This window comes from Burkholderia sp. LS-044 (assembly GCF_004803625.1).
GTDB lineage: Bacteria > Pseudomonadota > Gammaproteobacteria > Burkholderiales > Burkholderiaceae > Burkholderia > Burkholderia cepacia.
In genome coordinates this window covers 600,768-614,544 of record NZ_SSWO01000002.1, presented here as the reverse complement: position 1 = coordinate 614,544, position 13,777 = coordinate 600,768, and the positions used below count along the sequence as shown (strand labels likewise).

Genomic DNA, 13,777 nt, shown 5'->3' with positions numbered 1-13,777 from the left:
CGACAAACACCTTTCATCCGCCCCCGTTGCCGCGTTATAGTCGCGTTCGTGACACTTTTGTGACAAACGCATCGCACGCGCCGATACCCCACACGGGCCGTTGCCTTCCATCCTGCGGCACGGCAGCCTGTGCGGCACCGCCGTGCATCACGCCCCGTCCACCCGCCCATTCGAGGAACCCACGACGTGAACGACACCCCCGATCGCCCCGACGACCTTCCCGCCGATCCCGACCGCCGCCGCGTGCTCGGCGGCCTTGCCGCGCTCGGTGCGGGTGTCGCGCTCAGCGGCTGCGAAACCACCGGCGCGCCGCGTTCCGCCGCCGACCTGCGCGTCGACGAGGCGTTGCGCCAGCGCGTGCGGCACATCGTCGTGATCTATGCGGAAAACCGCAGTTTCGCGAACCTGTACGGCGATTTCCCGGGCGTAAGCCATCCGCTGAGCGAGGTGCGGCCCGAGCACGCGCAGCAGCTCGATCGCGACGGCAAGACGCCGTTGCCCGTGCTGCCGAAGATCTGGGGCGGGCTCGTGCCGCAGGCGCAGGAAGTGGACGGCAAGCGCTACGCGATCGCCGAGCGCGACATCGACAAGCTGCCGAATGCGCCGTTCCGGATCGCGGACGCGCAGGGCAAGCCGCTGCCGAACGGCGTGATCACGCGCGACCTGTGGCACCGCTTCTACCAGAACCAGATGCAGATCGCGGGCGGCCGCAACGACCAGTTCGCCGCGTGGGCCGATTCGGGCGGCCTCGTGATGGGCCATTACCGCAATTCGGCCGACACGCTGCGGCTGTGGAACCTCGCGCGGCAGTACACGCTGTGCGACAACTTCTTCATGGCGGCCTTCGGCGGTTCGTGGATGAACCACATGTTCCTGATCTCCGCGCAGCCGCCGCTGTATCCGGACGCGCACAAGCATCCGCATGCGGCGAAACTGCTGTCGAAGGTCGAAGGCGACGATCCGGCCGGCACGCGCCTGAAGCTCGCCGACGATTCGCCCGCGTCCGCGCTCGACGGCCCGCCGAAGTTCGCGGGCGACGGCCCGCTGACGCCGGACGGCTACGGTGTGAACACGATGGCGCCGCCGTACCAGCCGAGCTACGTGCCGCCGCCGGACCCGGGCAACGCCGCGTATGCGGACCCGGCCGACCATCGCGTGATGCCGCCGCAGGGCTATGCGACGATCGGCGACCGCCTGTCGGAAAAGAACATCGACTGGGCGTGGTACAGCGGCGCGTGGCAGTACGCGCTCGAGCATCGCGACACGGGCGCCGTGCCCGATTTCCAGTACCACCACCAGCCGTTCAACTATTTCGCGAACTACGCGCCCGGCACCGACGCGCGCAGCAAGCACCTGCGCGACGCCGGGCTCGGCGACGAGCCGTCGACCAACCACTTCATCGCCGACATCGACGCGGGCCGCCTGCCGGCCGTCACGTTCTACAAGCCGCAGGGCAACCTGAACATGCATGCGGGCTACGCGGACATCGAATCGGGCGACCGTCACATCGCGACGGTGATCGACCATATCCGGCGCGGGCCGCAATGGGACAACACCGTGATCGTGATGACGCACGACGAGAATGGCGGCTGGTGGGATCACGTCGCGCCGCCGGTGGGCGACCGCTGGGGCCCCGGTTCGCGGATTCCGGCGCTCGTGATCTCGCCGTTCGCGAAGAAGGGTTTCGTCGATCACACGCTGTACGACACGAACTCGATCCTGCGCTTCATCAGCCGCGTGCACGGGCTCGCGCCGCTCGACGGCGTGGTCGCGCGCAACAAGGCGTTCGCCGCGCGCGGCGCGACGCCGCCGGGCGATCTCACGAACGCGCTCGACCTCGGCTGACGGCGGGTTGGTCTGGTTGGCCTGGTTGGCCGCTTAGCGGCTGAGCCGCTGGGCCGCTCAAGCACTTGGGCACTTCGGTGCCCGAAACGACGACGCCCCGGGCAATACGATTGCCCGGGGCGTCGTTCATTTCCACCCAGCCAACGCTACGCGGCGTTGCGCAGCGCGTCGCACCCCGCCTGCGCGGCGTGACGCCCAGCCTGCCGGCCGAAAAACGTCGCGTCGGCCAGCGACAGCCCCGAGCTGTACCCGGCGCCCCAGCGCGGCAGCCCGCAGGTCGTGCGGCCGGCCGCATAGAGCCCCGGCACCGGCGCGCGCGCCGCGTCGACCACCTGCCCGGTCGGCAGCGTGTCGAGGCCGCCGAGCGTGAAGTGCGGATAGAACGCGTAGTCGATCCGGCAATCGAGCGCGACGAACGGCGGCTCGATCAGCGGCTGCAGCCATTTCTCCGCCTTGTGGAACAGCGGATCGGCGCCTTCGGCAGCATGGCGGTTGTAGACGTCGACAGTCGCCGTCAGCGTGCCGGCCGGCATCCGCAGGTCGCGTTCGACTTCCTCCCACGTTTCGCCGGCCGCCGCGATGCCGATCCGCGCAATCGCGGGCGGCTCGCGGTACGTCGCCTGGTCGACGAGCAGGTAGATGCGGTCGCCGGCCTGGTGGAACGCGTGATGGCCCGTGCGGCCGTGATAACCGTCCTCGTTGATGAAGCGCTGGCCGCGCGCGTTCACGAAGATTCCCCGGATCAGCGATTCGGGTGCGTAGAACGGCAGGCTGACGAAGCCCTGGTCCATGTGGATCGCCGCGCCGCCCGCGCTCTGGCCGAGCAGGATGCCCGAGCCGTCGTCGCCGGGGCTGCCGATCGGTTCATCCGAGCGCAGGAACTGCGGCGCATGCCGGCGCACCATGTCGCGATTCATCGCGAAACCGCCCGCGCACAGGATCACCGCGCGACGCGCACGCACGCATGCCGTCTCGCCATACGCGCGCAGCACGACGCCGCGCACCGCGCCGTCGTCGTCGACGATCAAGGCGAGCGCGCGCGTGTCGTAACGCGTGGCGACGCCGAGCGCCGCCACGCGTTCGGCCAGCACCCGCATCAGCATCTGCCCGCCGCCCCAGCCCGCCCATTGCGGCGTGTGCCCGCGCGGGCACGGCTTCGCGGCCTCGCTGAACGGCCAGGCTTCCTCGCTGCCCGACCAGATCAGGCAATCGTCGGTCTCCGGTTCGACGATCCGCTCGGCAATGAACGTGTTCTTGTACGTGAGGCCCTGCGCGACGAGCCAGTCGTGGTGCGCCAGGCTTTCGTTCGCGTAGAGCCGCATCTTCGCCTCGTCGGCGTCGCGCCCGCCGGCCAGCATCAGGTAGCGGTACAGATCCTCGGTGTCGTCGGTAAAACCGGCCTGCCGCTGTGCGGGCGTGCCGCCGCTGCCGCCGAGGTAGATCTCGCCGCCCGACAGCGCGCTCGTGCCGCCGTAGCTCGATGCGCGCTCGACGATCAGCGTGTCGGCGCCGGCGCGCGCGGCTTCGATCGCCGCACAGGCGCCGGCCGCGCCGAAGCCGACAATCACGACATCGTGTTCGGCATCCCAGCGATGCACGTCGCGAATGTTCAGGGGGCGAGTCAGGGAATAGTCGGATGACATGAGGAATGGGTCAGCGTGTAGGAAACCTGAGGGAAGCGATGGAAAGCGGCGGATGCGGCGAGGGCCGGACAGGCGGCCCGTTGCCGACGTCGCCGCGATGCCGGGACGGGCATGCGACGGTGCGTGTGCGCGACGCACGCGTCCCGCGCCCGGTTGAAGCCGCGATGCGCGTCAAACGGATCGGCCCGCGCGATCATTCCGACGTGGTCGCGGCGAACGGCGTCGGTACGCCATCGCGCCGCCACGGCTTCCGGCCTGCGCGGCGCGCAGCCGCGCCGACGTTACATGCCGCGCAGCGCGGCGAAACCGAAGTGCGACGGATCGATCGGCACGCAGCCGGCCGGCAGCCCGTTCGCGTCGACCGAGCGGCATTGCAGGATGCCGGCCGCATACGGCGGCGACGGAACCTGATCGGCGCCGTATCGCGCCATCGCCATGGCAGCGAACGTGCCCATCGCCAGTACGCACAGCTTGCGAGTCGTCAGTCTCATGATCGTCGTCCCCTCCGGTTGTCCGCTGGTGCGGTTCGTGTCCGGCGTGCATCGCATGCGGCACCGGATGACTGCACGGTAGCCAGCGCCCGGCCGCCGGCCATCGTCCATTTCGACTAGGGGCAAACGCTGAGCGGCGGGCGCCCGGCGTGTCGCATCGCAGCATCGTGCGCGATGGCTTCGCACACGCGGAGGAGACGCGGCGCGTTGCGCGCCTGTCGCGGCCGGCCGCGCCAATCGTCAGACGCCTGTCGCACGCCGGTCGCTGCGCCGCACCAACCTTGCGCGATCGTGCGGCACGCGGCGCCCGGCCCCGGTGTTTTCCCCGACCCTCGCCCTGCTCCGTATGGATGATGAGTCGCCATCGGTCCGATGCGAACCTTCGCCTCGACGTCGCAATGCCGCCGCGTCCGCACTCGCGGCGCGGCCGACTCTTTCCGTTCTTCCACGGGAGCACTGCATGACCGATTCGAATCCCCGCCACGCGCTGTACGAACTGGCGTGCCGCTACGCGCAAGCCGTCGACCGGCGCGACTGGCCGCGACTCACCGTCCTCTTCACGCCCGATGCGCAGCTCGCCGGCCCCGGCTTCCGCTTCGACGACCGCGACGCGATCGTGACGGGCATGCGCGTGATCGAGCGCTACGAAGCGACCCAGCATCACGTGCACAACCAGCTCGTGACGCTCGACGGCGGCGAGGCCGACGTCGAGACCTATGGCGTTGCCTGCCACGTCTACGTGCGCGACGGCGTGAAGCGCAAGCTCGACTGGGGGCTGCGCTATCGCGACCGCTGCGTGTTCGACGGCGGCACGTGGCGTTTCGCCGCGCGCACGCTGCACGTCGACTGGTCGCAAGACCTGCCGCTGGAGGGCTGAACGATGCGCACCGCTGCTCCTCTCGACGGCCGCACCGCACTCGTCACGGGCGGCGCAGGCGGCATCGGCGCGGCCTGCGCGCACGCGCTCGTCGCCGACGGCGCGGCCGTCGTGCTGATGGGCCGCCGCCGCGACGCGCTCGAACGCACGCAACGGCAACTGACCGACGCGGTGCCCGGCAGCCGCGTCGCGATCCACGCGGGCGATGCCTGCGACGAAGGCGACCTGCAGGCCGCGCTCGACTGCGCGTGGGCGCTCGACCGTCGCCTCGACATCGTCGTGCCGACGGTTGGCGGTGCGGGTTTCCGGCCGCTGCTGCTGCACGACGCCGACACCTTCCGCGCCGAAATCGACCTGAACCTGCACAGCGCATTCGCCGCGATCCGTCACGCCGCGCCGCGGCTCGCCGACAGCGGCGGCGGCGCGATCGTCTGCATCTCGTCGACGGCCGCGCGGATCAATTTCCGCTGGCTGTCCGCGTACTGCACCGCGAAGGCTGCGCTCGAAGCGCTCGTGCGCGGCGCGGCCGAGGAACTGGCCGGCGCGAAGATCCGCGTGAATGCGGTGCGCCCGGGCCTCACGCGCTCCGAAGCAACGGCGCCGATGTTCGACAACCGCGCGCTCGTCGATAGCTTTCTCGAGCAGATCCCGCTCGGCACGCTCGGCGAACCGGAAGCGATCGCGCATGCGGTGCGCTATCTCGCGGGCCCCGAGTCGGGCTGGGTGACCGGCCAGAGCTTCGCGGTCGACGGCGGCCACGAACTGCGCACCAACCCGCGCGTCGACGACACGATCGCGCAGATCTACGGCACGGCCGCGCTCGACGCGATCAGGGCCGGCCGCGCACCGGGCGCCGCATGAGCGCCCGCCTTCTTTCAACGTCAAGGGAATACGACCGACCATGAATCGAGTCGCAAACAAGGTCGCGCTGGTCACCGGTGCGGCAAGCGGCGTCGGCCGCGCGGATGCGCTGCTGCTCGCCGCCGAAGGCGCGCGTGTCGTGCTGACCGACATCGACGAGGACGCAGGCCGCGCGCTCGCACGCGAGATCGGCGACGCCGCACTGTTCGTCCGCCACGACATCGCCGACGAGGACGGCTGGCGACAGGCGATCGCATCGACGCTCGACCGCTTCGGCCGCCTCGACGTGCTCGTCAACAACGCGGCGATCTGTCCGGTCGGCTCGATCGAGGACACGAGCCTCGACACGTGGCGGCGCGTGATGCGCACCAACGCCGACGGCTATTTCCTCGGCTGCAAATATGCGATCGGCGCGATGAAGGGCAACGACACGCCGGGCTCGATCGTGATGATGTCGTCGGTCGCCGCGCTCGGCGGGCTGCCGATGATGTGCGCATACACCGGGTCGAAAGGCGCGGTGACGGCGCTCGCGCGCAGCGTCGCCGTGCATTGCAAGCGCAGCGGTTACCGCATCCGCTGCAACTCGATCCATCCGGACGGGATCTGGACGCCGATGACGCAGGCGCTGATGCCCGATCTCGATCCGGCCGCGCTCGGCATCGGCAGCGATCCGATGGCACGCATGTGCGACCCGCGGGACGTCGCGAATCTCGTGCTGTTCCTCGCGTCCGACGAATCGCGTTTCGTGAACGGTGCGGAGCTGCGGATCGACAACGCGCAACTGGTGTCGTCGCTGTGACGCGACGCGCTGCCCTCCCGTTCAAAGGAGTTCATCGATGATTTCATTCAACGGCAAGACCGTGCTGGTCACCGGCGGTGGCGCGGGCATCGGCCGTGCGTGTGCGGAAGCGTTCGGCGCGGCCGGCGCACGCGTCGCGGTCGCCGAGATCGACCCGGCCCGCGCGCAGGACGTGCGCCAGGCGCTCGAGGCGGCGGGCGTCGACGCGCTCGTCGGCACCGTGGACGTCACGCGTCGCGACCAGGTCGATGCATTCGCACGAACCGTCGACGCGCGCTTCGGCGGCCTCGACGTGCTCGTCAACAATGTGGGCGACTTCCTGCAGATCGCGAAACCGTTCGACGACTGCACCGACGACGACATCGCGCGGCTGTTCGACGCGAACCTGCGCCAGGTGTTCGTCGTCACGCGCGCGATGCTGCCGTTGCTGCGCAAGCGCGGCGCGGGCGGCTGCATCGTCGGCGTGTCGTCGATCGAAGGCTTTCGCGCCATTCCGAACTGCACCGTGTACGCGTCGTTCAAGGCCGCGCTGACCGGCTTCACGAAAAGCCTCGCGCTCGAACTCGGGCCGGCCGGCATTCGCGTGAACCAGATCGCCCCCGAAACCACCGAGACGCCGCAGGTGCCCGTCAGCGCGATGGTCGCGGCCGAGCATCGCGGGCACATCCCGCGCTGGATCCCGCTCGGGCGCTTCGGCACGGCCGGCGATATCGCGGGGGCCGCGCTGTTCCTCGCGAGCCCGCTCGCCGCGTGGGTCACCGGCACGACGCTGCATGTCGACGGCGGCGCGCTCGCGGCGGCCGGCTGGTATCGCGACCCGAACGGCTTCTGGACCAACATGCCCGTCGTCACGGGCAACGGCTTCAATTTCTGAGCGGCACCGCCCGCCTGTTCATTTCACACGGCGCGGACGCGCCGCTACCGGAGACACCATGAAGATCCTGATCGTCGGCGGCACCGGCCTCATCGGCGGCCATGCCGCGCTGCACCTGCACGCGCAGGGCAACCCCGTCACGCTCGCCGCACGCAAGCCCCCCGCCCCCGGCAGCGCGCTCGCGCAGTTCGACGTGCTGCTGCGCGATTACGTGGCCGGCAACTTCACGCGCGACGATCTCGCGCCGTTCGACGCGGTGGTGTTCGCGGCCGGCAACGACATTCGCCACCTGCCGCCCGGCACGGACGAAGCCGCGCACTGGGAGCGCGCGAACGTCGATGCGGTGCCGCGCTTTTTCGCGCTCGCGCGCGACGCGGGCGTGCAGCGCGCGGTGCTGGTCGGCAGCTTCTATCCGCAGGTCGCGCCGGCGCTCGTCGACACGGTGCCGTACGTGCGCTCGCGCCATCTCGCCGACGAACGTGTCCGCGCGCTCGCGACGCGGTCGTTCGCCGTCTGCAGCGTCAACGCGCCGTTCGTCGTCGGGTCAGTGCCGGGGCTGCGCAACGAGATGTTCGCTGCCTACACGGGCTATGCGCAAGGCCAGTTCGCGGGGCTGCCCGTGTTCGGGCCGGCCGGCGGCAGCAACTTCATCTCGACGCAATCGCTGTCGGAAGCGATCTGGGGCGCGCTGCAGCGCGGCGAAGCAGGCAAGGCCTACCTCGTCGGCGACGAGAACCTCAGCTTCGCCGATTACTTCGCGGCCTTCTTCCGCGCGGCGGGCAATCCGCGGGACGTCCCGTCGCTCGACCAGGAGCATCCGCTGTTGCCCGACATCGCGATCTACACGGGGCGCGGCAACGTCGTGTCGTACGAGCCCGATCCCGCCGACAGCGCGCTGCTGCGCTACCGGCGCGGCGATGTGCAGCGTGCGGTCGATGAAGTCGTTGCGCATTGCCGCGCGCGGTAGGCGACGAGATCGAAGCGTCGATGCCTATCGTCAGGCGCCCATAAACAGATCAATCTTCGTTATCGAGTCGGACACCTCGGCCAGTGGGTACTGCACGTCCGGAGTCGTGAAGTGCGAATCCGGACGCGCGACTCTGCGGTCGGTTCGATACGCCTACTTGCCCAACGCATTGAACCAGCCCGGGCCAATCGGCGCGTAACCGGTAGTGCCCGCTGCCGCCGCACGTGCATTAATACCGAAATCAGGCCACGCGGGATAGTACTGACTCGACTTCACCTGAGACGTGCCCTCGATTTTCGCTGGACCAGGCGTGCCGTTAGAACCCGTCGCAGCGCCAAGCGTCACGATGCCGAAATACGGCTCGTAGATGTTCGTGCTGTTCGGCAATGACAACGCCATGTCGGAATAGCAGTACGCATACACCGGTCCGTATGCCCCCATCGGTTGCTGCGCAATCCATGCCATCAGCGCACGATATTCGCGCGCCTGGTTCGCTTGCGTCAGAAATGGCGCATTCTGCATGGTCCGAAAATCGGCATTCGTGTATTGCGTCGACGAGCCGCCCAATTGTCCCGTGAAATTGGTCGCGCCATCCGTACCGGTCGTGGGTGCACCGAATTCGGTGAGAACGATGGCCTTCGCGGCATCGCCTGCCGTATTCATTTGATCGCGCAAGCTCGTTCCCGTGTAACTCGAAAACGAGTTGCCACTGCTCGACGGCCACGCATACGACGGCGACGGGAAGGTGTGCCACATCATGTTGAATGCATTCGAGTATTGCGGAAACGTGGTGTTGAGCGTCGTGCTGGGGCATTGGTCCTGAGCCGATTGCCAGTCGTCGAAATAGCAGTACGGGTGATGAGCCAGCGCATCGAAATACCCGTGCGCGCCACTCGCGTACATCACGGCCAGCCAGTCGCGCGGATCCCACTGAGTCGGCGCGGGATAACTCGGATTGGTCGAGTTGACGAGTCCGACCACACCGTTCGACGGCAGCGTGCCGCTCGTATTGTTCGGATATGTCGTACATGCCGCGCTTCCCCCTGCATACACGTAGGCTCCAGGATTAGCCTGCTTGATCGCCGGGTAGGCGCTTTTCAGGATTTGCGTATACAGCACCGGATCGTGGGGCATGAAATCGATACCGCAGTTCGGCTCGTTCCAGATTTCCCAAGCATCGATTTGTCCACCGTAGCTGTCGCTACCGTAATGCTTGGCCGCCGCACGGGCAAAATTGGTATAAAACGTCGGATCCGGTGCGCATAACCAGGATGAAACCCCGTTCGCTTGTTGATAGCTGCTCGAGCACTTCGAACTGGCCGCCCACGGCGGAGTAAGCAATATCAGGCCCAGTACGCGAAGGCCATTGTTGCGGGCTGCACGGATGATCGTATCCGTCACTCCCCAGTTCAATCCGCTGCTGGTCCCGGGGTTGGGGTCATTGACGTTGATCGTGGTTTGCGACGGTTGAATCCGCGCCCAGTTGATATCGATCCGGACCCAGCGCGCGTTCGTCGCCGCGAGACCGGCCATGTAGTTGTTGATGGCTTGCGTTGGATCGTTGGCGTTCTTGTTGATGATGTCGTTGATTTCACTGCCCAGGTTGATTGCCGGCACCGGCGTATTGGTTTGGCCGATCGCGGGTTGGCCAACGAACATCGCCATGAAAAGCACGGCCAGCCCCAATCCGGTCGAAGCCGAACGCGGCCGGTCATATCGGTATGCGGACAGTGCGCCACTAACCACATTCGAGAGCCAATGTATTGCTTTGGCGATCATTGAGACACCCCATGCGTTTTCATCAGGGCGCCTGGTGTTTTGCCGCCGAGTTCACCGGCAAGGAAACGGAGCGCCCAATTTAATAGCCGCCCAAGTCTTCGTTTCGACTGCGGCGATATTGATTGCGGCTCGATAAAGCGACCTTCTTGCCCTAACAAGCACAACCCGCTTCGATTTTCCAGGATCGGTTGACGGCAATCGTGCGTTACCGCACCCACCCATACGGCTGGGGTTGCCGAAACGGATACTGCGACGCCGGCCGCACCGGACAAAGAAAGGCGTGCATGACGACAAGCGGAAATGCAAAAACGTCCCGCCGCCGGCAACGAATGCCGGCGGCGGGACGTCGGAACGACAACGTCGATGCGGGCCGTCAGGCGCCGATACGCTGCTCGATCTTCTTCATCGTATCGGTCATTTCGGCCGGCAGGCGCAGCTTCAGCATGTCGAACAGCGCCGCATGCAGCTTCAATTCCTCACGCCATTCGTCGGCGTTCATCGACGTCACCGCGTCGAACTGCTCGCGCGTGAAATCGAGGCCGTCCCAGTGCAGGTCCTCGTATGCCGGCGACACGCCGAACGCATGCTCACCGCCGCCACCCGTGCCTTCGAGACGGTCGAGCATCCACTTCAGCACGCGCATGTTCTCGCCGAAGCCCGGCCACACGAACTTGCCGTTCGCATCCTTGCGGAACCAGTTCACGCAGTAGATCTTCGGCAGTTTCGCGCCGGCGCCTTCGAGCTGCTTGCCGAGCTTCAGCCAGTGCGCGAAATAATCGCTGACGTTGTAGCCACAGAACGGCAGCATCGCGAACGGATCGCGGCGCACGATGCCCTGCTGGCCGACCGCCGCGGCGGTCGTCTCCGAGCCCATCGTCGCGGCCATGTACACGCCTTCGACCCAGTCGCGCGCCTCGGTCACGAGCGGCACGGTCGTCGAACGGCGGCCGCCGAAGATGAACGCGTCGATCGGCACGCCGGCCGGGTTCTCCCAGTCGTCGTCGATCGACGGGCACTGCGCGGCCGGCGCCGTGAAGCGCGAATTCGGATGCGCCGCCTTGCGGCCCGTCTCCTTGCCGATCTCCGGCGTCCACGGGTTGCCCTGCCAGTCGGTCAGCTTCGCGGGCGGCGTGTCGGTCAGCCCTTCCCACCACACGTCGCCGTCTTCCGTCAGCGCGACGTTCGTGAAGATCACGTTTTCCGTGAGCGTCGAGATTGCGTTCGGGTTGGTCTTCACGCCCGTGCCCGGCGCGACACCGAAGAAGCCGGCTTCCGGGTTGATCGCATACAGTCGGCCGTCGCGGCCCGGCTTCAGCCACGCGATGTCGTCGCCGATCGTCGTGACCTTCCAGCCATCGAAGCCCTGCGGCGGAATCAGCATCGCGAAGTTCGTCTTGCCGCACGCGGACGGGAATGCGGCCGCGACGTGATATTTCTTGCCGGCCGGCGACGTCACGCCGAGGATCAGCATGTGTTCGGCGAGCCAGCCCTGGTCGCGCCCCATCGTCGATGCGATACGCAGCGCGAAACACTTCTTGCCGAGCAGCGCGTTGCCGCCGTAGCCCGAACCGAAACTCCAGATCTCGCGCGTCTCGGGAAAATGCACGATGTACTTGACCGGGTTGCACGGCCACGGAACGTCCTGCTGGCCGGCTTCGAGCGGATGCCCGACGCTGTGCACGCACGGCACGAAATCGCCGTCCTCGCCCAGCACGTCATACACCTCGCGGCCCATGCGCGTCATGATCCGCATGTTCACGGCGACGTACGGGCTGTCGGACAGCTCGACGCCGACGTGCGCGATCGGCGAGCCGAGCGGGCCCATCGAGAACGGCACGACGTACAGCGTGCGGCCGCGCATCGAGCCGCGGAACAGGCCGTTGAGCGTCTCGCGCATTTCGGCGGGCGCGATCCAGTTGTTGGTCGGGCCGACGTCGTCGCGCGATGCCGCGCAGATGAACGTGCGATCCTCGACGCGCGCGACGTCCGACGGATCGGATTGCGCGAGATACGAGTTCGGGCGCTTCGCCGGGTTCAGCCGCTTGAGCGTGCCCTGGTCGACCATCGCCTGGCACAGCGCGTCGTATTCTTCCTGCGAACCGTCACACCACACGACACGCTCGGGCTCCGTGAGCGCCGCGATGCGCGACACCCAGTCGATCAGCTTGCGATGTTTGACGAAAGCCGGCGGAGCAATCAGCGGGCCGTGTGTCGCTTCGGCCAGATTGTTTTGCGACATGAGGGTGTCTCCAGATTATTGGGCGAGGATGGGGGATGCGGGGCGAGCCCGCGAGATGGGGGATGCGATTGGAGCGCAGGGTGCGGCGGCGCGCAGGACGGGACACGCGAGCGGAGCGCGTGTCGATGCCGCGATGCGTGCGAGAGAAGGTGACGTCTCGTTAGAAGGTGCGAACGCGAGTTTCGCCATGCAAGCAACCTGCCGTACAACTCCATGGCGACCAGCATACCATCGCCGTTATTTGGCAAACGTTGCGTTGCAACAAGAAACAATCATGTCGGCGACCCGGCACGCCGGTTGCCTGTGAATTATTTTTACAACGCCATTGCGCGCGTTTCGGGGGGCGAAACGGCCAGGACGGCCGTCCAACAAGGGTTTCGCGGAAGCGGCAAATCCGGCCCGCCGCGCCCGCGTTTAGCCAGCGAGCGCGCGGGCCGTGCGAATTCACGTTTTCGCTAGTCAGGCAAACCCTGAATTAGGTTGCGTACACAAACATCCGACGAGAACGTGCGGCAGGCCCACCCGCTCAAAACGGCGCGCCCGGCAATCCGGGGTAATACGCGCCTGCCGCCATCCCGCCGTCGACGGCCAGTTCGGCGCCGTTGCAGTACGACGCTTCGTCGCTCGCGAGGAACAGCGTCGCGCGCGCGATTTCGTCGGGCAGGCCGACGCGTTGCAGCGGCACGTTCGCATAGTGCTTGTTGATTTCCTCGAGCGGCGCGCCGGTCGGGTTCGACATCGCGGTGTTCACGCCGCCCGGATGGATCGAATTCACGCGCACGCCCTGATGGCCGAGTTCGAGCGCCGCGACCTTCGTCAGCCCGCGTACGCCCCACTTGCTCGACACGTACGCGGCCAGTGCGTTCACACCGCGCAGCCCGTCCACCGACGAGATGTTGACGATCGACCCGCGCTTCTGCGCGATCATGCGCGGCGCGATCGTCCGGATCCCGACGAACGTGCCGACGAGGTTGATCGACACCGCACGCTCGAAATCGCGTTTCGACAGCTCGGTGATGCCGCCGAACGTCAGCACGGCCGCATTGTTGACCAGCACGTCGATACGGCCGAACTGCTCGACCGTCGCTTCGGTCACGCGCACCCAGTTCGCTTCGTCGGCGACGTCAAGCCGCATGAAGCGCGCCGCGTCGCCGAGCTCGCGCGCGAGCGCTTCGCCTTCCGCATCAAGCACGTCGCCGATCACGACGCGCGCGCCCTCCGCGACGAACAGCCGGCACGTCGCCGCGCCCATGCCACGCGCACCGCCCGTGACGATCGCTACCTTTCCTTCCAGTCGACCCATGTCGTCCTCTCTTCGATTCCGGTTTGCCGGCCGCCGCGCGCAGGCGTGCGCGCACTTGCCGGATCATGATCGGCACGCGGCCGGTGCCGCGCGCCTCCG

11 protein-coding genes are annotated in these 13,777 nt (G+C 67.4%); 6 read left to right on the top strand and 5 right to left on the bottom strand.

The window, feature by feature from the left end; all coding sequences use genetic code 11:
• Positions 1-186 precede the first annotated feature (186 nt).
• Positions 187-1,845 (top strand): acid phosphatase, encoded by a 1,659-nt coding sequence (locus tag E9536_RS07970; RefSeq protein ID WP_027791658.1) that lies wholly within the window; start codon positions 187-189, stop codon positions 1,843-1,845.
• Positions 1,846-1,991: 146 nt separating this feature from the next.
• On the opposite strand, the gene E9536_RS07965 is transcribed toward E9536_RS07970, so the two are convergent.
• Positions 1,992-3,488 carry an FAD-dependent oxidoreductase gene (locus tag E9536_RS07965; RefSeq protein ID WP_136469653.1) on the bottom strand — a complete coding sequence of 499 codons (1,497 nt, stop codon included), beginning with the start codon at positions 3,486-3,488 and terminating at the stop codon, positions 1,992-1,994.
• A 281-nt stretch (positions 3,489-3,769) separates the two neighbouring features.
• Positions 3,770-3,979: a hypothetical protein gene (locus E9536_RS07960; protein WP_027791660.1), complete on the bottom strand. Its 210-nt coding sequence runs from the start codon at positions 3,977-3,979 to the stop codon at positions 3,770-3,772.
• Between the two features lie 460 nt (positions 3,980-4,439).
• On the opposite strand from E9536_RS07960, the gene E9536_RS07955 reads away from it, so the two are divergent.
• Genes E9536_RS07955 through E9536_RS07935 form a run of 5 tightly spaced genes read left to right on the top strand, consistent with a single transcriptional unit; the run spans position 4,440 to position 8,357 of the window.
• Positions 4,440-4,856: a nuclear transport factor 2 family protein gene (locus E9536_RS07955; protein WP_060061709.1), complete on the top strand. Its 417-nt coding sequence runs from the start codon at positions 4,440-4,442 to the stop codon at positions 4,854-4,856.
• 3 nt (positions 4,857-4,859) lie between these two features.
• Positions 4,860-5,717 carry an SDR family oxidoreductase gene (locus E9536_RS07950; RefSeq protein WP_136469652.1) on the top strand — a complete coding sequence of 286 codons (858 nt, stop codon included), beginning with the start codon at positions 4,860-4,862 and terminating at the stop codon, positions 5,715-5,717.
• Positions 5,718-5,757: 40 nt separating this feature from the next.
• Positions 5,758-6,516 carry an SDR family oxidoreductase gene (locus E9536_RS07945; RefSeq protein WP_027791663.1) on the top strand — a complete coding sequence of 253 codons (759 nt, stop codon included), beginning with the start codon at positions 5,758-5,760 and terminating at the stop codon, positions 6,514-6,516.
• 37 nt (positions 6,517-6,553) lie between these two features.
• The gene (locus tag E9536_RS07940; RefSeq protein ID WP_136469651.1) at positions 6,554-7,390 is read left to right on the top strand and encodes an SDR family NAD(P)-dependent oxidoreductase; all 837 of its coding nucleotides are present in this window, start codon (positions 6,554-6,556) and stop codon (positions 7,388-7,390) included.
• Positions 7,391-7,448: 58 nt separating this feature from the next.
• Entirely contained in the window at positions 7,449-8,357 is a 909-nt protein-coding gene (locus E9536_RS07935) for an NAD-dependent epimerase/dehydratase family protein (protein ID WP_136469650.1), read from the top strand.
• A 153-nt stretch (positions 8,358-8,510) separates the two neighbouring features.
• On the opposite strand, the gene E9536_RS07930 is transcribed toward E9536_RS07935, so the two are convergent.
• The 3 genes from E9536_RS07930 to E9536_RS07915 form a co-directional block, all read right to left on the bottom strand.
• Positions 8,511-10,022, bottom strand: a complete 1,512-nt coding sequence (locus E9536_RS07930; RefSeq protein ID WP_185735178.1) for a cellulase — start codon at positions 10,020-10,022, stop codon at positions 8,511-8,513.
• Between the two features lie 487 nt (positions 10,023-10,509).
• A complete protein-coding gene (locus E9536_RS07925) occupies positions 10,510-12,375 on the bottom strand; it encodes a phosphoenolpyruvate carboxykinase (GTP) (protein ID WP_136469649.1) in 1,866 nt (621 codons plus the stop codon).
• 526 nt (positions 12,376-12,901) lie between these two features.
• Entirely contained in the window at positions 12,902-13,678 is a 777-nt protein-coding gene (locus tag E9536_RS07915) for a glucose 1-dehydrogenase (protein ID WP_059697289.1), read from the bottom strand.
• Positions 13,679-13,777 lie beyond the last annotated feature (99 nt).

Coding starts and splice junctions, on each gene's coding strand:
- E9536_RS07965 (WP_136469653.1), bottom strand. CDS start 3,488: ATGTCATCCGACTATTCCCTGACTCGCCCCCTGAACATTCGCGACGTG.
- E9536_RS07960 (WP_027791660.1), bottom strand. CDS start 3,979: ATGAGACTGACGACTCGCAAGCTGTGCGTACTGGCGATGGGCACGTTC.
- E9536_RS07955 (WP_060061709.1), top strand. CDS start 4,440: ATGACCGATTCGAATCCCCGCCACGCGCTGTACGAACTGGCGTGCCGC.
- E9536_RS07950 (WP_136469652.1), top strand. CDS start 4,860: ATGCGCACCGCTGCTCCTCTCGACGGCCGCACCGCACTCGTCACGGGC.
- E9536_RS07945 (WP_027791663.1), top strand. CDS start 5,758: ATGAATCGAGTCGCAAACAAGGTCGCGCTGGTCACCGGTGCGGCAAGC.
- E9536_RS07940 (WP_136469651.1), top strand. CDS start 6,554: ATGATTTCATTCAACGGCAAGACCGTGCTGGTCACCGGCGGTGGCGCG.
- E9536_RS07935 (WP_136469650.1), top strand. CDS start 7,449: ATGAAGATCCTGATCGTCGGCGGCACCGGCCTCATCGGCGGCCATGCC.
- E9536_RS07930 (WP_185735178.1), bottom strand. CDS start 10,022: ATGGCGATGTTCGTTGGCCAACCCGCGATCGGCCAAACCAATACGCCG.
- E9536_RS07925 (WP_136469649.1), bottom strand. CDS start 12,375: ATGTCGCAAAACAATCTGGCCGAAGCGACACACGGCCCGCTGATTGCT.
- E9536_RS07915 (WP_059697289.1), bottom strand. CDS start 13,678: ATGGGTCGACTGGAAGGAAAGGTAGCGATCGTCACGGGCGGTGCGCGT.